At 70.9% G+C, this 20007-nt stretch carries 14 protein-coding genes; 7 read left to right on the plus strand and 7 right to left on the minus strand.

Annotated features, from left to right (window positions below):
* The first annotated feature begins 21 nt into the window (after positions 1–21).
* From O9Y01_RS20880 to O9Y01_RS20895, 4 genes are all read left to right on the plus strand, one after another.
* Positions 22–2769: a helicase-related protein gene (locus O9Y01_RS20880; RefSeq protein ID WP_269633566.1), complete on the plus strand. Its 2748-nt coding sequence runs from the start codon at positions 22–24 to the stop codon at positions 2767–2769.
* Between the two features lie 501 nt (positions 2770–3270).
* Entirely contained in the window at positions 3271–5082 is a 1812-nt protein-coding gene (locus O9Y01_RS20885) for a DEAD/DEAH box helicase (protein WP_269633567.1), read from the plus strand.
* Positions 5083–5143: 61 nt separating this feature from the next.
* Positions 5144–5785, plus strand: a complete 642-nt coding sequence (locus tag O9Y01_RS20890; RefSeq protein ID WP_269633568.1) for a cold shock and DUF1294 domain-containing protein — start codon at positions 5144–5146, stop codon at positions 5783–5785.
* Positions 5786–5802: 17 nt separating this feature from the next.
* Complete coding sequence (locus tag O9Y01_RS20895) at positions 5803–6354, plus strand: GNAT family N-acetyltransferase (protein ID WP_269633569.1); 552 nt, start codon at positions 5803–5805, stop codon at positions 6352–6354.
* On the opposite strand, the gene O9Y01_RS20900 is transcribed toward O9Y01_RS20895, so the two are convergent.
* The gene (locus tag O9Y01_RS20900; RefSeq protein WP_269633570.1) at positions 6324–6797 is read right to left on the minus strand and encodes a CYTH domain-containing protein; all 474 of its coding nucleotides are present in this window, start codon (positions 6795–6797) and stop codon (positions 6324–6326) included. The genes O9Y01_RS20895 and O9Y01_RS20900 overlap by 31 nt on opposite strands.
* 4 nt (positions 6798–6801) lie before the next feature.
* Positions 6802–7848 (minus strand): quinone-dependent dihydroorotate dehydrogenase, encoded by a 1047-nt coding sequence (locus O9Y01_RS20905; RefSeq protein ID WP_269633610.1) that lies wholly within the window; start codon positions 7846–7848, stop codon positions 6802–6804.
* Between the two features lie 118 nt (positions 7849–7966).
* On the opposite strand from O9Y01_RS20905, the gene O9Y01_RS20910 reads away from it, so the two are divergent.
* From O9Y01_RS20910 to O9Y01_RS20920, 3 genes are read left to right on the plus strand one after another with little or no spacing between them, the layout of a single operon-like run.
* On the plus strand, positions 7967–9097 hold the full coding sequence (locus tag O9Y01_RS20910) for a 3-deoxy-7-phosphoheptulonate synthase (RefSeq protein ID WP_269633571.1): 1131 nt from the start codon (positions 7967–7969) through the stop codon (positions 9095–9097).
* 56 nt (positions 9098–9153) lie between these two features.
* The gene (gene rpiA, locus O9Y01_RS20915; RefSeq protein WP_269633572.1) at positions 9154–9816 is read left to right on the plus strand and encodes a ribose-5-phosphate isomerase RpiA; all 663 of its coding nucleotides are present in this window, start codon (positions 9154–9156) and stop codon (positions 9814–9816) included.
* Between the two features lie 7 nt (positions 9817–9823).
* Positions 9824–10411: a hypothetical protein gene (locus O9Y01_RS20920; protein WP_269633573.1), complete on the plus strand. Its 588-nt coding sequence runs from the start codon at positions 9824–9826 to the stop codon at positions 10409–10411.
* 133 nt (positions 10412–10544) lie between these two features.
* On the opposite strand, the gene O9Y01_RS20925 is transcribed toward O9Y01_RS20920, so the two are convergent.
* The 5 genes from O9Y01_RS20925 to O9Y01_RS20945 all read right to left on the minus strand — a co-directional run bounded on the left by O9Y01_RS20925 (position 10545) and on the right by O9Y01_RS20945 (position 19560).
* Positions 10545–12104, minus strand: coding sequence for a M4 family metallopeptidase (locus O9Y01_RS20925; RefSeq protein ID WP_269633575.1), 1560 nt, complete (start codon positions 12102–12104; stop codon positions 10545–10547).
* A gap of 192 nt (positions 12105–12296) precedes the next feature.
* A complete protein-coding gene (locus tag O9Y01_RS20930) occupies positions 12297–14435 on the minus strand; it encodes a sensor histidine kinase (protein ID WP_269633611.1) in 2139 nt (712 codons plus the stop codon).
* 102 nt (positions 14436–14537) lie between these two features.
* Positions 14538–16496 (minus strand): FAD-dependent 5-carboxymethylaminomethyl-2-thiouridine(34) oxidoreductase MnmC, encoded by a 1959-nt coding sequence (mnmC, locus tag O9Y01_RS20935; protein WP_269633576.1) that lies wholly within the window; start codon positions 16494–16496, stop codon positions 14538–14540.
* 48 nt (positions 16497–16544) lie between these two features.
* Complete coding sequence (locus O9Y01_RS20940; RefSeq protein ID WP_269633577.1) at positions 16545–17906, minus strand: MBL fold metallo-hydrolase RNA specificity domain-containing protein; 1362 nt, start codon at positions 17904–17906, stop codon at positions 16545–16547.
* A gap of 157 nt (positions 17907–18063) precedes the next feature.
* Positions 18064–19560, minus strand: coding sequence for a DEAD/DEAH box helicase (locus tag O9Y01_RS20945; protein ID WP_269633578.1), 1497 nt, complete (start codon positions 19558–19560; stop codon positions 18064–18066).
* Between the last annotated feature and the right edge of the window lie 447 nt (positions 19561–20007).

Raw genomic sequence — 20007 nt, forward strand, 5'->3', positions numbered from 1 at the left:
GGCCTGTCCCGTCCCCATCCCATGGCAACTAGCAAGACCCCGCGGCGCAAGGCCGCCCCAGAAGCCGCCGCCGAACCGGTGGCAGCCAAGAAGAAGCCGGCGGCAAAGACCGCCAAGGCGGTGACGGCCGAGAAGCCAGCCAAGGCAGCGAAGGCTGTCAAGGCCGTGGCCGCCAAGCCTGTGGCCACAAAGCGCCCCGCCGCCAAGGCGGCAGCCGCCGAAGCGCCGGCGGTGAAGAAGGTCGCTGCCAAGAAGGCAGTGAGCAAGCCCGCCGTCGTGAAGAAGGCCGCGGCCAAGGCTGCCGAGGCATCCGCGGTGAAGGCGCCGGGCAAGGTGGCGGCCAAGACGGCCACCAAGGCCACCACCAAGGCCACCACCAAGACGGCCACCAAGACGGCCGCCAAGGCCGCTGAGAAAGCACCTGCCAAGGCGGTCAAGAAGACGGTCAGGACGGCAGTGAAGGCAGCCGTGATGGCGGCCGAGCCCGCCGTTGAAAAGACGGCGGTCGCCCCGGCGGCCAAGACCAGCCGCAAGAAGGCGGCGGCGCCTGAGGCGGCGGTTGAAGCCCGGAGCAGCCGGCCGGCACGCAGCCGCAAGAGCGTCGAGCCTGAAGTGCCTGACGTGACTGAAGCGCCGGCAACCGAGGCCGTCCAGCCCGTCCGCAAGACCCGCAAGGGCAGCGCACCGGCCGTCGCAGCGCCGGTGGCGGCGCTGGTCGCCGAGGTTGCGGCTGCGCTGGAAGAGCCCGCCGCGCCCGCTGCCCGCAAGCGCGGCAAGGCCGCCGCGGTGGCGGCTGCCGAGACGCCAGAGGTGGTCGAGGCCGTCAAGCCGGCCCGCAAGACCCGGCCCTCCAAGAAGGCGCCGGTGATCGAGGCCGACGAGGCTGACATCGCCGAGCCCGGCATCGAAGACACCGTGGCGCCCCAGGGCCCCGGCTGGCAGTGGCACAAGCCGCAGCCGGGCCTGTTCGGCAGTTATGCCGTCCAGGATGCCGACGGCACCCCGCTGGCTGCGCTGGACCTGCAGGGTGGCGTCGGCCACTACCGCTGCGACTGCGCGGAGTTCCAGGACAGCGAGGAGGGCGCCTGCGCCCATGGCCAGTGGCTGATCGAGCAGCTGTCCGCCGCCCGTGAGGGGCAGGCCGGCAGGCTGGCAGCGGGCCCCGAGACGCCGTGGAGCGAGCTGAGCCTCAGCGCCGGCTGGGAGCGCCGCCTGGTCTGGCGCCTGGGCCAGGGGGCCAGCCAGGCCCTGCGCCAGCTGGCCGAGGATTGGGCGGACGAGCAAGGCCGCTTCATCGCGCCGCTGGAGGGTCAGGTCTTGCCTGCGCTGCTGCAGGCCGCTGCGGCCGAAGGGCATGAACTGCGCGTGGGCGCCGAGGTCTGGCAGCAGTTGGCCCTGGCGGCCGATGCGGGCGATCGGGTCGAACGCCTGGCCCAGGCCTTCGAGCAGGGCCTGGCCTCGGCGGCCCTGCACGCGCTGGTCCGCACGCCGCTGCCCGAGATGCAGTGGGAGGCGGCGCTGTTCGCCGTCTGCGCGGGGCGTGCCATCCTGGCGGATGAGTCTCCGCTGCCCCAGCGCCCGTCCGCCATCGTTGCGGCGCAGCTGTGGCAGTCGCACTTCGGCGTCGGCACCGTGGCCATCGTGGCCCCGGCGGGCCTGCATGAAGCCTGGCGTGCGGACGTCGCTCGCCTGCTGGGTGCCTGGCCGGCCGGCTGGACGCTGAGCGCGCCGACGGACCTGGCGCCGGCGGCCGGCTGCGAGCTGCTGATCGTCGATGCCATCGACGCCTTGGGGGACGCACTGCCGGCCCTGCGCCAGCTGGGCGCCTCGCATCTGATCCTCCTGGCGCACCGGGAGCTGCTGGGCAGCGCGCTGCTGACCCCGCTGGTGGCCTGGATCGACGAGGCCCGCCGCGGCCCCTATGCCAGCCTGCGCCGCCTCGGCGCCGACGCCGGCAAGCGCCAGCAGCGCGAGCTGCTGGAGGCCGTGATGCTGGCCCGTCGCCGTCGTGACTTGGCCGCCGGCCTGCCGGCCCAGCTGCTGACGCACTGGGTGCGCGTGCCGGCCCAGGACTGCGCCGGCCTGACGCTGGACGCGGCCGATGTGCAGACCCTGCAGGCCCTGCACCAGCGCTGGTCCCGCCTGGGCAGCCTCTCGGCCGGCGAGCAGCTGCAGCTGCAGCAGGCCCTGCTGCGCCTGCGCCAGGGGCAGTCCGAGCGCATGGGCGAGGCCCGCGCCGCGGCGCTCGTGCGCCTGCTGCCGGACCTGGTGCCGGGCCGCGCCGAACGCGTGGTGGTCTTCGCCCAGCATGACGCGGCCCTGCGTCCGCTGGCGCTGGCGCTGCAGGCGCTGGGCCTGCCGCTGGCCAATCTGCGCCAGCACCAGAGCGCCGAGGTGCGCGCCATGGAGCTGCAGGCCTGGGCCGAGGGCGAGGCCAGCGTGCTGCTGGCCACCGATGCCGCCTGCGCGGGCCTGGACCTGCGCCAGCCCGGCAGCGTGCTCGTGCATGCCGACCTCAGCTGGAACCCGGCCCTGATGAGCGAGCGCCTGGAGCGCCTGAGCACCGAGGGCGCCAGCGTGCCGGCCTGGGCCCTGGTGCTGGAGGCGGGCTTTGATCCCGCCCAGCTCGGGGCCCATGCACAGGAGGCCTCCCTGCCTTCGGGCCTGCAGGACGGCGAGGCCGGGGCCATCCCCTTCCTGGCTGGCACCGACCTTGCGGCCTTCATGGCTGCCGTGGGTCGGGCCCTGGACCTGCTCAGAACCGCCTGATCGTCTGATGAGCCGACCCTGCTCGCCTGGAGGCGTGCGGGGCCGTGCCGAACGGCAGGAAATCACGCTGCCACCGCCCCGTCTGCCCTGCGGCCGACGGGGCGCTTGGCTATTCCGTGAAAACCCTGGTATGATCGCGGTCTCACTGCAGCAGGGTTGTACAGGGCCCGGGCAGTGTTTCGTACGTCTCCTCTGACCTTGTCCGGCAGCCTCTCTTCATCACTTCGATGCAAGCGTGGTGCCCGACGCCCTCGGGTACGGTCGGCGGCGATGCCGTCGCTTTGACTGTGACCCCGACGCCGCACCGGCTCCAGAGCTCAAGCCTCTTTCTCTGCTTGGCAGACCCTGATGGTCTTGCACGCCCGGTGTACGACGTGAATCGTCTTCCAGCGACTCGACCTTGACCGCGGCATACCGGCTTCAACTATGCCTGCTGCGGTCGCATGTCTTGCGCCTGCCTTTTCGAGGCAGACGCCGGGCATGGCTTTGCAGAAAGAAATCATGAGCTTTGAAAATCTGGGCCTGAACGAAGCCCTGCTGCGTGCCGTGAAGGATTCCGGCTACGAGAACGCCACCGAGGTGCAATCCCTGGCCATCCCGCCCGCCATCGAGGGCGCTGACCTGATGGTCTCCTCGCGCACCGGCTCGGGCAAGACCGCCTCCTTCATCCTGCCCGCGCTGGAGAAGATCCTGGCCGCGCGTGGTGACAACACCAAGCGCCGCGAGAAGGGCAAGATCTACGGTCCCAAGGTCCTGGTCCTGGCGCCCACCCGCGAGCTGGCCATGCAGGTCTCCAAGGCCGCGCAGACCTACGGCCGCCATGTGCAGGGCCTGAAGGTCGCCACCGTGCTGGGCGGCATGCCCTACGCCCTGCAGATCCGCCAGCTGACGGGCCCGCTGGACATCCTCATCGCCACCCCCGGCCGCCTGCTGGACCACCTGTCCTCGGGCAAGTGCGTGCTGGAGAACGTCGAGATGCTGGTGCTGGACGAGGCCGACCGCATGCTGGACATGGGCTTCATCGACGACATCAACACCGTCGCCGCTGCCACCCCGGCCACCCGCCAGACGGTGATGTACAGCGCCACCTTCGCCGGCCACGTCGGCCGCCTGGCCCAGGAGCTGCTGCGCGACCCGCAGCGCATCGACGTCGCCTCGCACACCGACACCCACGAGAACATCGAGCAGCGCCTGCACTGGGCGGACAACCCCATCCACAAGGACAAGCTGCTGGAGTCCATCCTGGCCCAGCCCGAGCTGGACCAGGCCGTGGTCTTCACCAGCACCCAGCGTGACGCCGACTGGCTGGCCGAGCGCCTGGCCGAGATCGGCCATGCCGTGGCCCCGCTGCACGGCGCCATGCCGCAAGGCAAGCGCAACCGCACGCTGATGGCCCTGCGCCGTCGCGAAGTGCGCGTGCTGGTGGCCACTGACGTCGCCGCCCGCGGCATCGACGTGCCCAGCATCACCCACGTGATCAACTACGGCCTGCCGATGAAGGCGGAGGACTATGTGCACCGCATCGGCCGTACCGGCCGCGCCGGCCGCCAGGGCCTGGCCGTGACGCTGGCCCTGCGTGACGACGTGTCCATGATCCGCCGCATCCAGCACTTCACCACCCAGCAGATCCCGGTGACGCACATCGAGGGCCTGGAGCCCAAGACGCAAGAGCCGCGCATCTTCCCGCCCCGCCCCGCCGGCGAGCGCGGCTTCGAGCGCGGCGACCGTCCGGGCTGGGCGCAGAAGGGCGACAAGCGCTTCGGCAGCAAGCCCTTCCAGCGCGAGGGCTTCCAGCCCCGCGGCGGCTTCCAGCAACGCGATGGCTTCCAGCCGCGCGACGGTTTTGCCCCGCGTGAAGGCTTTGCTCCGCGCGACGGCGGCAAGGCCTTCGGCCGTGATCAAGGCGCGCAGGGGCGCGACTTCGCTCCGCGTGAAGGCTTCGCCCCGCGCCGTGACGAGGGCTTCCGTCCGGACGCCCGTCGTTTCGACGACCGCAAGCCCTATGGCCAGGACCGCGGCTTCGGCGGCCAGGACCGCGGTTTTGATCGCGGCGGCGACCGCGGCGGTGACCGCCCCGGCTTCGGCGGAGACAAGCGCGGCTTCGCACCCCGCGACGACCGCGGCGGCTCCTTCGGCGAGAAGCGCGGCTTCGGCGGCAAGCCTGCCTTCGGTGGCAAGCCGGCCTTCGGCGACAAGCCCTTCCACGGCAACCGTGAAGGCGGCGGCCGTGACTTCGGCGACGATCGCCGCGCCGGCGGCCCCGGCAAGCGTCCGGCGCCGCAAGGCCCGCGCCGCGGCGGCTTTGGCCGCTGAGTGAGATGAGGCCGGCGCGTCCCAGACGCCGCCGGCCTTTTTCTTTGGTCTCCTGATCACGATGGGATCTCGTCAGCAGGGCACGCTCACGCAGTGGGACGATGCCAAGGGTTATGGCTTCATCACGCCCGATGCGGGTGGGGGCCGGCTCTTCGTGCATGCACGCGCCTTCGGCCTGCGCAGCTGGCGGCCCTATGTGGGCGAGCGGCTCAGCTACGAGGCCGGGCGCGATCCGCAAGGCAAGGCCCGCGCCCAGCGGGTCAAGGCCCTGCAGCCCCGGCGCCCGCAGCCCGCGGCACGGGCGGCTGCGCCGCGGCCCTCGGCCGATGCGGCCCGTGGCAGCGCCATCCTGATGCTGATCCCCGCCTTCGCCGCCCTCGTGCTGGCCGTGCACCTGGCCTGGCCCATGCCTCACGCGGTATGGGGCAGCTACATGGCGCTGAGCCTGGCCACCTTCATCGTCTACGCCGGAGACAAGCGCGCCGCCCGCAAGGGGCAGTGGCGCGTCGCCGAGTCCACCCTGCATGGGCTGGCCCTCTTCTGCGGCTGGCCCGGTGCGCTGCTGGCTCAGCAGCTGCTCGCCCACAAGCGCGGCAAGCCCGCGTTCATGCGCGTGTTCTGGGGCACGGTGGCGCTGAACATCCTCGCCTTCATCGCGCTGTTCACGCCGGCACTCAACCCCTGGAGCCGCTTCCTGCACTGAGCGCTCCCCCCGTTCCCATGCCTTCCGACTTTTCTCTGCGGCCCCTGCGGGTGGACGATCTCTGCGCGGTCCTGCGCTTGCAGGCCGATTGCTACGGGCCGGACTACGTCGAGCCCGACGAGGCCTTCGCCTCCAAGCTGCGCGAGACCGCTGCCCTGCAGACCTGCTGGGGCGCCTTCGACGCCTCAGGTGCCTTGCGCGCCTATGCCATCAGCCTGCCCGTCTGCGCCGACACCATGCCCGGCCTGCATGCCAGCGACTACCGTTGCCCTTCGCGGCCCACGCTGCTGTACCTGCATGACGTGGCCGTCGGCCCGCAGGGGCGGGGCAGGGGGCTGGCCCAGGCGCTGCTCGCGCGGATCGAGCAGCGCGCGCATGCGCTGGGCCTGGCGCGCATGGGCCTGATCGCGGTGCAGGACTCCGCCCCCTTCTGGCAGCGCCTGGGCTTCGCCCCGCTGCCGTCGATGCCGTCCTGGCTCCAGCGCAAGCTGCAGAGCTTTGGCGAGGCGGCCCGCTACCTGGAGCGGGTCAGCCCGGCTCAGCCGCTCGATGCCTGCCAGCTCGAGTAGGGCCGCGCGGCCAGGGCCGAGTTGAAGTAGCGCGTGTCCTGCGTCACCTCCTCGCCCAGCCAGTCGGGGCGATCGAAGGGGTGGTCCTCGCTGGGCAACTCGATCTCGGCGACCACCAGCGGCGCGTTGGCGCCCAGGAATTCGTCGATCTCCCAGACCAGCCCACCCGCCGGCAGGCGGTGGCGGAACTTCTCGATGCAGGGGCCGTCGGCCAGGGCCAGCAGCGCCTTTGCGTCCGCCACGGGAATGGCGTATTCGAACTCGGCGCGCGTGGCGCCCGCGGTGAGCCCCTTGATCGTCAGGAAGGCCTGCTGGCCGTCGATGCGCACGCGCACGGTGCGGGCCGGGTCACGGCTCAGGTAGGCCTGGCACAGGTAGCGGCCTTCGCCCTGGCGCCAGCCCTCGCCCCGCACGAGGAACTTTCGCTCGATCTCGACGCCCATGCCGTCAGCCCTTGAAGCCCTTGAGCGCGCGGGCGCACTCGGGCACCAGGGCCGAGCCCTTGTAGATGAGGCCCGTGTAGACCTGCACGAGGTCGGCCCCGGCCTGCAGCTTGGCGCGCGCATGCTCGCCGCTCATCACGCCGCCGGCGCCGATGATGGGGTAGCCCGCGCCGAGCTCGGCACGCAGCAGTCGGATCACGCGGTTGCTGGGTTCGAAGACCGGCTGGCCGGAGAGGCCGCCCGTCTCCTCGGCATGCGGCAGGCCCTGGACGGCCTCGCGGCCGATGGTGGTGTTGGTGGCGATGACGCCGTCTATGCCATTGGCCTTCAGCGTGCGGGCGATCACCACGACCTGGTCTTCGTCCAGGTCCGGCGCGATCTTCAGGAACATGGGCACCACGCGCCCGTGCTGGGCCTGCAGCTGCAGCTTGCGTTCCTGCAGGCGGGAGAGCAGGGCGTCCAGGGCCTCGTCGCTCTGCAGGGCGCGCAGGTTCTTGGTGTTGGGGCTGGAGATGTTGACGGTGATGTAGTCGGCATGCGGGTAGACGCCGGCCAGACCGATCAGGTAGTCGTCCACCGCGTTCTCGATGGGCGTGACGGCGTTCTTGCCGATGTTCAGGCCCAGCAGGCCGCCGGCCTTCCTGAAGCTGTGAGCCTGCTTCACGTTGGCGATGAAGCTGTCCAGGCCTTCGTTGTTGAAGCCCAGGCGGTTGATCAGGGCGTTGGCGGCAGGCAGGCGGAACATGCGCGGCTTGTCATTGCCCGGCTGGCCCTTGGGCGTGACGGTGCCCACCTCGATGAAGCCGAAGCCCATGGCGCCCAGGCCGTCGATGCAGCGGCCGTTCTTGTCCAGGCCTGCGGCCAGGCCCACGCGGTTGGGGAAGCGCAGGCCGGCCAGCTGCACCGGATCGCTCACCCGGCTCTGCGACCACAGGCACTGCAGCGGCGTGTTCTGGAAGCGGGCGATGGAGCCCAGCGTCACCTCGTGCGCATGCTCGGGGTCCATGCCGAAGAGGAAGGGGCGGGTCAGGGCGTAGGGAATCAGGGACATGGCGGCAGGGCGGCGCCCCGGCAGGAAATGAGCCGGCGGCATGAGCTTGTAGGGGTGGGGCGATTGTCGCATCCGGCCTCGCAGATAATCAGCGCAATCCCGCCTCTGGCCAGCCCTCATGAAATCCCTCGACCATCCCCAGAACGACCGCGAGATCGGCTCGCGCGACAGCACCCGTGACACCACCCGCACCGATGACACCCGCATCGGCGCCGTGCGCCCGCTCATCTCGCCCGCCCTGCTGCTGGACGAGCTGCCCATCACCGACGAAGCCCTGAACCTCGTCGAGCGCGCCCGCCACGAGATCAGCGACGTGCTGCACGGCCGCGACGACCGCCTGCTGGTGGTGGTCGGCCCCTGCTCCATCCATGATCACGACCAGGCCATGGACTACGCCCGCCTGCTCAAGAAGGCGCGCGACGAGATGCAGGGCGAACTGCTGCTCGTCATGCGCGTCTACTTCGAGAAGCCGCGCACCACCGTCGGGTGGAAGGGCTACATCAACGACCCGCGCCTGGACGGCAGCTTCCACATGAACGAGGGCCTGCGCCTGGCCCGCCAGCTGCTGCTGGACGTGACGGCCCTGGGCCTGCCTGCCGGCACCGAGTTCCTGGACCTGCTCTCGCCGCAGTACATCTCCGACCTCATCGCCTGGGGCGCCATCGGCGCCCGCACGACCGAGAGCCAGAGCCACCGCCAGCTGGCCTCCGGTCTGTCCTGCCCCGTGGGCTTCAAGAACGCGACGGACGGCGGCGTCAAGGTCGCTGCCGATGCCGTGCTGGCCGCGCGCGCCAGCCACGCCTTCATGGGCATGACCAAGATGGGCGCCGCCGCCATCTTCGAGACCCGCGGCAACGATGACTGCCACCTGATCCTGCGCGGCGGCAAGGCGCCCAACTACGACGCCGCTTCCGTGCAGGCCGCCTGCGAGGCGCTGAAGAGCGCAGGCCTGCGCGAGCAGGTGATGATCGATTTCTCGCATGCCAACTCCAGCAAGAAGTTCGAGCGCCAGATCGACGTCGGCCATGACGTGGCGGGCCAGATCGCCGGCGGCGACGCCCGCATCACCGGCGTGATGATCGAGTCCCACCTGCAGGCCGGCCGCCAGGACCTGCTGGAGGGCCAGACCCGTGCCGACCTCAAGCCCGGCGTCTCCATCACCGACGCCTGCCTGGGCTGGGTGCAGACCGAGCCGCTGCTGCGCGAGCTTGCCGCCGCCGTGAAGGCCCGCCGCGCGCGCCAGGCCTGAGCCTGCGCATCCTGCCAGGCAAGACCTGACCCTCTCAGAACCTCAGAAAGACTGCAATGACCCAAGACGAACTCAAGGCCCTGGTCGGCCAGGCTGCGCTGGCCTATGTGGAGGAAGGCTCCATCGTGGGCGTGGGCACGGGCTCGACCGTGGACAAGTTCATCGACGCCCTCGCCGCCAGCGGCAAGAAGATCGCCGGCGCCGTCTCCAGCTCGGTGCGTTCCACCGACCGCATGAAGGCGCTGGGCATCCCCGTGCTGGAGGCCAGCGAGGTGCAAGGGCTGAAGGTCTACATCGACGGCGCTGACGAGATCGACCAGCAGGGCCACATGGTCAAGGGCGGCGGTGCCGCGCTGACCCGCGAGAAGATCGTCGCGGACCTGGCCGAGACCTTCGTCTGCATCGCCGATGAATCCAAGCTCGTGCCCACCCTGGGCAAGTTCCCGCTGCCCGTGGAGGTGATCCCCATGGCCGCCGCCCAGATCGCCCGCCGCTTCGCCGCCATGGGTGCGGATGCCCAGCTGCGCGCCGGCGTGGTGACCGACAACAGCTGCCACATCCTGGACGTGCGCGGCCTCAGCATCAGCGATCCCATCGCCTTCGAGGCCGACGTGAACCAGTGGCCCGGCGTGGTCACCGTGGGCGTCTTCGCCCGCAACAAGGCCGGCGTCTGCCTGCTGGGCACGTCCAGCGGCGTGAAGACCCTCACCTTCGCCTGAGGACGCCATGGAGGCGGTGCGTGACACCATCGCCTACCTGCTGGGCCGCCGTGCCTTCGAGGAACGGCACCACCGCCGCTACCAGTTCGCCGCCAGCCTGCTGCTGCGCCTGCTGGTGAGCGCGGCGGCGCTGGTCTGGGTGCTGCAGGCCCACGACGAATGGCGCGTGGTGCGCGCGGCGCTCGTGGCCTGGGTGCCGGTGCGCCTCTTCATTCCGGAGCTCATGGCCCTGGTCCATGCGCTCTTCTCCGGCATCCGCCATCGGGCCCTGGCGGACGTGCAGGGCCAGCACTATGTCTTTCGCGGCAAGCCCATGCGGGTGGCCGAGTGGGTGCCCGGCGAACGCTGGATCGCGGTGCCGGACCTGGAGCGCGCGCTGGAGCACCCCATCCGCCTGGGCCCCCTGCAGCAGGTCCATGGCGAGCAGTGCCAGCAGCGGGACGGCCGCTGGTGGCTCAGCGCGCCGGCCTGCCTGGACTACCTGGATGGCCTCCAGCAGGCGCAGGCCCTGAAGCTGCGGCACTGGGTGCACGGCACTGTCTGGCTGCCGTCGGGTCAGGCGCGGCGCCAGGGCCGCGAGCGCTGGCGCCGCTGATCGGGTGGGGCGGGCGCCGACCTCCCTCAGACCTGCCAGAGACGAAAGGGGCGACCACCGGTCGCCCCTTTCGTTCTTCTGCTGGATGAGCCTGCGGGCCACGTGGCGCCGCAGGCAACCTCCTCAGCCGCGATCAGTTGACGTTGACAGCCGTCCAGGCAGCGGCCACGGCATTGGCCTGGGTGCTGCCAGCGCCATACAGCTCGTTGGCTGCGGCGATGGTGGCGGCACGGGCGCCGGCGTAGTTGGTGCTGGAGGTCATCTTGGTGGTCAGCGCGCGGTACCAGATCTTGGCGGCGGCGTCGCGGCCGATGCCGGTCAGGCTGCCCGTGCCGGTGGCGACGCGGGTGTCGCCGGCCTTGCAGGTGGGGCTGGTGCCCAGGCTGCTGCTGGTGCCCTCGGCGAGCATGAAGTAGAAGTGGTTGGCCACGCCCGAGCTGTAGTGCACGTCCAGGCTGCCCACGCCGCTGTACCAGCAGTCGGCGGAGGCGCCGTCGCTGCTGGGCTTCATCATGTTGCGCAGGAAGGCCGACTTCACCATGACCTTCTCGCCGATCAGGTAGTCGCCGGCATCGCTGCCGTTGGCGGCATAGAACTCGACCATCGTGCCGAAGATGTCCGAGGTGGCTTCGTTGAGGCCGCCGGATTCGCCGGAGTAGGTCAGGTTGGCAGTGCGGCTGGTCACGCCGTGGGTCATTTCATGGCCGGCCACGTCCAGGGAGACCAGGGACTTGAGGCTGGTACCGTCGCCGTCGCCGTAGGTCATGCAGAAGCAGGAGTCGGACCAGAAGGCATTGGCGTAGTTGCGGCCGTAGTGCACGCGGTTGAAGGCGCCCTTGCCGTCGTTGGCGATGCCGCTGCGGCCGTGCACGTTCTTGTAGTAGTCCCAGGTCACGGCGGTGCCGTACTGGGCATCGACGGCGGCCGAGGCCAGATCGGCGGTGGTGCTGCTGCCCCAGACGTTGTCGGTGTCGGTGAAGATCGTGCCGTTGCCGGCCGTCTTCTTGTTCATGTTGGTGGTGTAGGTGCTGCCGCGAGCCGGATCGCGCAGCTCGTAGCCACCGGTGATGGAGTTGGTCGTCAGGGTGACGGTGCCGCTGTAGAGGCTCTTGCCGGTGCCGGTGGCGGCCGCGGTGTGGATGTCATTCCACATGTCCAGGTGGGCGCCGGTCTGGGCGTCGATGATGGCGTGCTTCTCGAAGGGCGTGCCGTCGGACGCTTCACCGCCGACCAGCACATCCCAGGCCAGACGGGGCTGGTCGCCGCGGGCGTAGATCACCAGCTCGGGCTTGACGCCCATGTCGGCACCGCCATGCTTGGCGACGGCCAGCTGCTTGGCCTGGCCCAGCGAGACGGCGGGCTTGATGTCGACCTTGGGATCGCGCTTGAGCGTCATGTGCATGGCCTGCAGGGCGCCATTGCGGTCCGAGCGCACCACCAGATCGCCACCGATCACGCGCAGGCCGTTGACCCTGCGGTCGAAACGCACGTGCTCGGTGCCATCGGCGTCGGTGATGATGTCGCGCACGTTGTACTCATGGCCTTCGCCGTGCAGGCTGGTGCCGGCGAACTGCTTCACATGGCCCAGCGCACGGCCCTGCGGATCCGCCTGGGCGGACACCGATGCCAGGGTGAGGCCAGCCAGAGCGGCCACGGCGATGCTGATGCTGTTCAGGGACCTTGACTTCTTCATGGGGAACTCCGTCTTGCGCTGGATCCGCAGATCCTTGTGGTTTTGAATGGCTGGCCGAGTCACTGTCTCGGGGCACGGCGCAAATTTGCTGCAAATCGCCCTTTTGTGCGCTCCTCAAAATCCCTCTCGGTGTAGCTCCCCTCTTGCGTGGCCATGACGAATGTCATAGGTGCGCCTTCCTGCCGGAAGAAGTCAGACTTCTTGAAAAGGCATGGGTAGGCGCATGCGCACCAGGGTGCCCTGGCCCGGCTGGCTCTGCAGTGTGAGCTCCCCGGACATGCGCTCCACCACGAGCTTGTGCACGCTGGTGAGGCCCAGGCCCACGCCCGTGCGTCCCATCTGTGTGGTGTAGAAGGGCTCCAGCACGCGGGGCAGGTGCTCGCCCGCGATGCCCACGCCGTCGTCACGCCAGCAGATCTGCACGGTGGGCACAGCAGGCGGCTCCCCGCGGGCCTGCGCACCGGCCGTGGCCAGCGTTGTTTCCTCGAGACCTTCGACCGACAGGTCGATCCAGATCGTGCCCTGCCTGCCATCGCGAAAGCCGTGGATGAGGCTGTTCTCCAGCAGCTGCTGCAGCACCTGCTGGATGTCCTGCGGATAGCCGCGGTAGAGGCAGCGCCCCGGCAGGTCCAGGCGGAGCTCCACGCCGGCCTCCAGCAGGGCCTGGCGCCAGCTGGAGGCGCTCTGGCGGATCAGCGCGCAGAGGTCCATCTCGCTGCGTTCCTGCAGCTCGTCGCTGAGGCCTAGCGTCTTGAAGCGCTGCACCAGCTGCGCGACCCGGGCCAGCCCCCGGTCGATGAGGTCGCTGCCGCCGTCCAGCTGGACCAGCAGGTCGTCCAGCTCGCTGCGCCTGAGGGTCTGCCCGGCCAGGCGCAGGCGCAGCTGCCGGGCCCGCTCGCCGATCAGGGAGGCCCCCATGCGGGCGTTGTCCAGCGGCGTGTTCATCTCGTGCGCCATGCCCGCCACCATGCGCGAAAGGGCCAGCTGCTTCTCATGCTGCATCAGCGTGCGCATGGCCTGCTCCAGCTGGGCGCTGCGCTGGCGGACCTGCGCTTCCAGCTCGTCGTGGGCCTTCTGCAGGGCGACCTCCGTGGCCTGGCGGATGGCGATCTCGGCCTGCAGCCGCGCCAGCGTGTCGGAGAGTTCGGCATTGCGCTGGGCCAGCGAGTTCTCGAGGTCGGAGCCGCGCTGAGCCAGGGTCGCGCGTTCGTGCATCAGATGGGGCCGCTCCAGCACGGCATCCACCGTGTCGCTCAGCGTGTGAGCCAGCTTGCGGTAGGAGGCCTGTTGCAGCTCGTTGAGGCGCTCGCTGGCCCACAGCGCATCGCCCATGCGGCCGCAGCGGCGGCCCAGGCGCTTGACGGCGTAGAGGCAGGCATCGCGCACCGGCACGCGGTTCAGGCCCTGTCCCATGTAGTCGCGCGCGGTGTCCATCAGGGCCTGCCAGCCGGCCTCGTCCTGCTGGGCGCGGACCAGCACGGTGCAGTAGCGCTGCCATTCCTTCCAGCCCGGGCGCATGGGGTCGACCTCGGGGCGGCGCTGGACCTCCTCCATCAGTGCGCGGCTCAGCGCGGCATGCCCGCGCGTGGCCTCGACGATGGCCATGTTGGTGAGGCTCACCGAGGCCAGGGCGTCCAGGCCATGGGCCTCGGCCAGGGCCAGGGCCTCGCGGTGCAGGCGGATGGAGTCCTCGAGATGGCGCTCGAAGGTCTCGTCGTCAGGCGCGCGGATGCCCAGACTGAAGGCCGCACCGGCGGCACCGGCACCGCCGAGGATGCGGTGCCTGAAGGCCGGCGGCAGGGGCGTGCCTTCCTCCAGCAGCTGGCGGCAGGAGGCACCCAGCTCCTCGTACATCTCGGCATGGAAGAGCACGCTGTTGCGCTGCACCGTCATCAGCTGCGCCATGTCCTCCTCACCAGCCTGCAGATAGAGGCTGGCGGCCATGCCGGCGCTGTGCAGCGAGGCGGGGAACATCTGCAGCAGGCTTTCCAGGGTGTGCATCACCCGCCAGACGGCGGCCTCGGCCAGGGGGGCCTTGAGGGTCATGGCCAGCTGCTGGAGTTCGCGGGCACGGCGCAGCCGCTGCAGGGCGGAGGCGGGCTCGCGGCCGATGCCCTGGAGCAGGCCGTAGGCCTCGAGCTCCAGCGCCTGCACAGGGCTGGGCTGGTAGGTGCCGGCCAGGCGCAGGTCGTCTCGCAGCTGTTCGGCGGGCCATTCGATCTGGCTCTGCCGCAGACCATGGAGCAGCCGGGCGAGCTCGGCGGCGCCCGGTGTGATGTGCCCGTCGGAGGTGGGCTCGTCCTGCGGATCGGACCTGGCGCCGCTGGTCATGTGGGGCACGTGCTGATACTCCTGGCAGTGCGGGTGGTGGCGCTTCGCTGGTATCAGCTTAGCGTCTCGCGCGATGCCGTCCAGCCCCGTGGCCGAGGGTGATCAGCCTTGTCGGGATTGCCGGTGCAGGAAGCGCAGGGGATCCAGGGCGTCGACGAGGCTGGCCTCCAGCGGCGCCGGCGCGCCGGTGACCCGGCTGGCCAGCAGCTCGCCGCAGAGCAGGGCCCAGCTGAGCCCGCGCGAGGCCATGGCCGTGCACAGGGCCAGGCCCGGCAGGCGGGGGATCATGCGGACCTGGTCGATGCGGCCCTGCGCAGGGGATGCCGCCAGGCCGCCCACCAGGGGCAGGCGGTCCGGCGCGATCAGGCGCCAGCCCACGCGGCCCTGCGCGAGGGCCGGCCGGGGCAGGGCCAGCGGGCTCAGCTGCGCCAGCTGCGCGAGGTTGTCCTGGTGATCGCTGTCCCGGATTTCGGGGTCGGCGTCGCCGTCCTGGTGCGTGGCGCCGAACACCAGGCCGCCGTCGGGCAGGCCCAGGGCGTAGCCGGCACCTGCCAGCGGCAGCCGGGGCGTGTGCAGGCCGCTCAGGGCCAGCTGCTCGGCGCTGAGCCGGCTGATCTGGCCGCGCTGCACGTTCAGCGGTGGCAGCTGGGCGGCCGGTCCACCGGCGTCGAGGGTGGCCAGCAGGGCCAGGCTGTCTGCGCCCGCGGCCAGCACCAGGGACTCGGCCTCGGCCAGCACGCGGCCGGCCTCGTCCAGGCACTGCCAGCCTGCGGCGCTGCGGCGCAGCCGGCTCACGCGGCAGTCGGTCCGCAGCTGGATGGGGCGGGCCGCCGTCTCGATCAGGGCCTTCACCATGCCCGGCGGGGGCAGGGCGCCGCCACCGGGGTAGAACCAGACGGCCGTCACCGCGGGAGACAGCGGCCAGCCGGCCCGCTCGCAGGCCTGCTCCCGCGAGAGCGCCTGCACATAGTCGGGCGGCAGGCCCAGGCGCTCGATCTGGGCCTGCAAGGTGGCGAGATCGCGTTGCATCTCCAGGCGCAGCAGGCCCGTCTGCAGCCAGGGCAGCTGGCCGCCGGCACGCAGTGCGCGGGCATGGCGCTCGGTGTGCAGCGCAGCGGCGCGGTTGAAGCGGGCGTGCAGGCCGTCGTCCGGGTTGAGGGTGCCATGGAAGAGCCCGCCGGGATTGCCGGAGCCCGACAGCGCCGGCGCCTCGCGCGACTCCAGCAGGCTCACGTCCAGCCCCTGGGCCGCCAGCGCATGGGCACAGGCGGCGCCCGCGATGCCGGCGCCCAGCACGAGGGCCGTGCGCGCACCCGGCGCCAGGGCCAGGCGGCCGGCTGGCCTTTGTGCGGCATGGCGGGGCCGGTAGCGGGCCACGCTCATCTGCCCCTTGCTGGCAAAGCCCTCGGCCTTGCGGACCTCGAAGCCGGCGCTGGCGAGGCCCTCCCGGACCGTCCGGGCCACGCTCCAGGTGGCGGCCGTGGCCTCCGGGGCGGCCAGTCGGCCCAGGCTGCGCAGCAGGTAGGGGTCCCAGATGTCCGGGTTGAGGGCGGGCGAGAAGCCGTCCAGGTAGAAGGCGTCAACCTCCGCGACGATCTCGGCCAGCCAGTCGCGCGCCTCGCCCAGGCACAGCATGAGGCGCACGCGGCCCTGCTCGAAATCGAGCACATGCAGGTTGTGCGTGAGAGGCGGCCACTGGGCCAGCAGCTGCGCCGCGAGCACGGGCTCGGGCGAGTGGGCATGGGCGCGCTGCAGGTCCGCGTGGCGCAGCGGGTGTTTCTCGACGCTGATGAAGACCAGGCGCTCGGCGCGCTGCGGGTCCGCACGCCAGGCGGCCCAGGTGGCCAGGAAGTTGTTGCCCAGGCCGAAGCCGGCTTCCAGGATCACGAAACGGGCGCGGCCCTGCCAGCGCTGCGGCAGCTCGTTGCCGCTGAGGAAGACGTGCTGCGCCTGTGCGAAGGCGCCGGCGCGGGCATGGTAGACATCGCCGAAGCCGGGCGCGCTGGGCGCCGCGGCATCGGAGAAATCGACCTCGGCGGGACGGATGGGCTGGGTCTTCATGGGCGGCGCAGTATGCCGCAGCCCGGCCTTCGCCGCCCCTGCGCTGGCTCAGACTTCCACGGTTTCGCCATGCTGGGGCACGCGCACCTGCCAGCCCAGCTCGTCCTGGATGCGGCTGCGCAGCGCATCAGCCGCCTGCGGTTCGCCGTGCACCACGAAGGTCTGTGAAGGCGGCCGGCGGAACTGGCGCAGCCAGGCCATCAGCTCCTCGCTGTCGGCATGGCCGGAGAAGCCTTCCAGGTGGCTCAGCTCGGCGCTGACCGGCACGTACTCGCCGCGGATCTTGATCTCGCGCGCGCCGGCAATCATCTTGGCGCCGCGCGTGCCCCCCACCTGGAAGCCGGCGAAGCAGATGTGGTGGCGGGCCTGCGGCGCCATCACCTGCAGGTAGTTGAGCACCCGGCCACCGGTGGCCATGCCGCTGGCGGAGATCACCACACCGGGACGGCGCGCCACGGCCTGCGCCACCTTCAGCGACTCCTGCGGCTTGCTGACCACGCGCACGCCCTCGCACAGGTGCGCGAGTTCGCCGGACGAGATCTTCAGCAGGCGCCCGTATTCCTGCGTGATCTCGGTGGCCTCGCGGGCCATGGGGCTGTCCAGGAAGATCGGCAGATCACCGGGGATCTCGCCGGCGGCCCGCAGGCGCTGCAGCACCAGCAGCAGGGCCTGGGCGCGGCCAACCGCAAAGCTGGGCAGCAGCACGCTGCCGCCACGCGCGATGGTGCTGCGCACGATGCGGCCCAGGCGCTCCTGTACGTCCTCGGCCGGGTGGCGGCGGTCGCCGTAGGTGGACTCGATCAGCAGCACGTCGGCCTCGTCCAGGGGCTGGGGCGGGGGCAGCATGAGGTCCTTGGTGCGGCCCAGGTCACCCGAGTAGACCAGGCGCCGGCCCGCGCCCTGCACCGTGATGCAGGAGGCCCCCAGCAGGTGGCCGGCGGGCGTGAAGCGGATCTCGTTGGCCCCCAGCTTCAGCCGTCCGTCCCGCGGCAGGCCGACGAAATGCGAGAGGGCGCGCTGCGCGTCCTTGAGCGTGTACAGCGGCAGGGCCTTCGCATGGCGCGTGCTGCCCGTGCGGTTGGCGCGGCGGGCGTCTTCTTCCATCAGGTGGGCGCTGTCCGCGAGCAGCACCTCGCAGAGCTTGCGGGTGGCCGGCGTCGAGAAGATCTGGCCCCGGAAGCCCTGGCGCACCAGGGCCGGGATGTAGCCGCTGTGGTCCAGGTGGGCATGGGACAGCAGCACGGCGTCGATGCTGGCCGGCGCCACGCCCAGCGGGCCCCAGTTGCGCTCGCGCAGCGCCTTGTAGCCTTGGAAGAGACCGCAGTCCAGCAGCAGGCGGCGGTCACCGGTGTCGATGAGGTGGCGCGAGCCGGTCACGGCGTCGGCGGCACCCAGGAAGGTCACTTTCATGCGTCTCTCCACAGGCAGCTGGTGGCCGGGCCATTGTGGACCAGCCGCGCGGCCGGCCGGCGGCGCGCGGCTTGAGATGGGTCAAGTGGCGTCCAGTTGCACTGCAGATGCAAAAAAGCCCGGCGGTGCCGGGCTTTGTCGGGGGAGGCTGGGGCGATCAGCGCTTGGGGCTGGTCAGGCGGGCGCCGCCATTGCCCTGTCGAGCCTGGCCGCCGCCGGAGCGCTGGCCCTGGCCGCCTCGCGGCGCGTCGTTGCGGGCGCCGCCATTGCCACGGCCCTGGGCCGGCGCACTGTCGCGGCGTGCCGGCGCCTGGCTGCGCCCGGCTTCCTGGCGAGGGCGGTCACCACCACGGCCTTCGCTGCGGGGCGCGTCGCCACGGGGCTGCGAGGGACGGCCGCCGCGGCCACCGCCACCACCGCCGCCGCTGCGGCCACCTCGGCCGGCACCGCCGCCCAGGCCACCGTTGAGCACCATGCGGCCCAGCACGATGGGCTCGGCCTTGGCATTCGGATCGGGCTCGAAGCCGGGCACGATCTCGCGGGGGACTTCGCGCTTGATCAGCTTCTCGATGTCACGCAGGAAGCCGTTCTCGTCCACGCAGACCAGGCTCACGGCCTCGCCCTTGGCGCCGGCACGGCCGGTGCGGCCGATGCGGTGCACATAGTCCTCGGGGACGTTGGGCAGCTCGTAGTTGACGACGTGGGGCAGCTGGTCGATGTCGATGCCGCGGGCGGCGATGTCGGTCGCCACCAGCACCTGCAGCGTGCCGGCCTTGAACTCGGACAGCGCCTTGGTGCGCGCGCCCTGGCTCTTGTTGCCATGGATGGCCATGGCCGAGATGTCTTCCTTGTTCAGGTACTCGGCCAGGCGGTTGGCGCCGTGCTTCATGCGCGTGAAGACCAGGACCTGGTGCCAGTCGCCCTGACGGATCAGGTGGGCCAGCAGTTCCTTCTTCTTGTCGCGGTCGACCGGATGGATCTTCTGGGCGATGGACTCGTTGGTCTGGTTGCGACGCGCGACCTCGATCAGCGCCGGCTGGTTCAGCAGGCGGTCGGCCAGGGCCTTGATGTCGTCGCTGAAGGTGGCCGAGAAGAGCAGGCTCTGCTTCTTCTGCGGCAGCAGGGCCAGCACCTTCTTGATGTCATGGATGAAGCCCATGTCCAGCATGCGGTCGGCTTCGTCCAGCACCAGGATCTGCACATGGGACAGGTCCAGGGTGCCCTGCTGCGCGTGGTCCAGCAGGCGGCCAGGGGTGGCCACGAGGATGTCCACGCCCTTGCGCAGGCGGTCGATCTGCGGCTGCATGCCCACGCCACCGAACATCACCATGGAGGTCAGGGGCAGGTACTTGCCGTACAGGCGCACGCTTTCTTCGACCTGGGCCGCCAGCTCTCGCGTGGGCGTCAGGACCAGGGCACGGATGACGATGCGGCCGCGAGCGTCGCGGACCGGCTTCTGGGCAGCCAGGCGGTGCAGCAAGGGCAGGGTGAAGCCTGCGGTCTTGCCGGTGCCGGTCTGTGCTCCCGCCATGAGGTCACCGCCCTGCAGGACGGCCGGGATGGCTTGGCTCTGAATGGGGGTGGGAGTGGAGTAGCCGGCGTCGGCAATGGCCTTCAGGAGGGGCTCGGCCAGGCCCAGGGAATCAAAACTCATCGACTGCGGGATTCGCACGCCAGCCGCTCTATGCCTGGCCGCGCCGCATTGTGTGCGACGCCAGTCTTCGGGCCGGGCGGGGCGGGTGCTTGAGCTCAAAAAAAAATGACGCCACGGCAAGACTGTGAGCCGTAGCGTCGGGGGCCATTATAGGTCGGGCGCCGGTCGGCTGGGGGGGATATCGTGTGCCCGGGCGCTTGACGGATCGGACCGGCCCTGCGGCGGCATGCCCGCGCCCTTTGCACCGGGCTGGATGGAGCGGGTCCGGAAGCTGCGACAATAGCGGTTTGGCCTGGGTGAGCCGCGGGCCGGGCGATGCGTGCCACGAGGGCGCTCGGTCCCGGGCCACCGCTGTTTGCCGCGGTTCTTCCGCGTGAGGCCACCGCGCTGGTTCGCCAGCCCCTGCCGCTGCGGCCGCCTGCCTCCGGGCAAGGCCGCTGCGGCCCG

The sequence above is a fragment of the Pelomonas sp. BJYL3 genome, assembly GCF_027257975.1.
GTDB lineage: Bacteria > Pseudomonadota > Gammaproteobacteria > Burkholderiales > Burkholderiaceae_C > Roseateles_B > Roseateles_B flavus.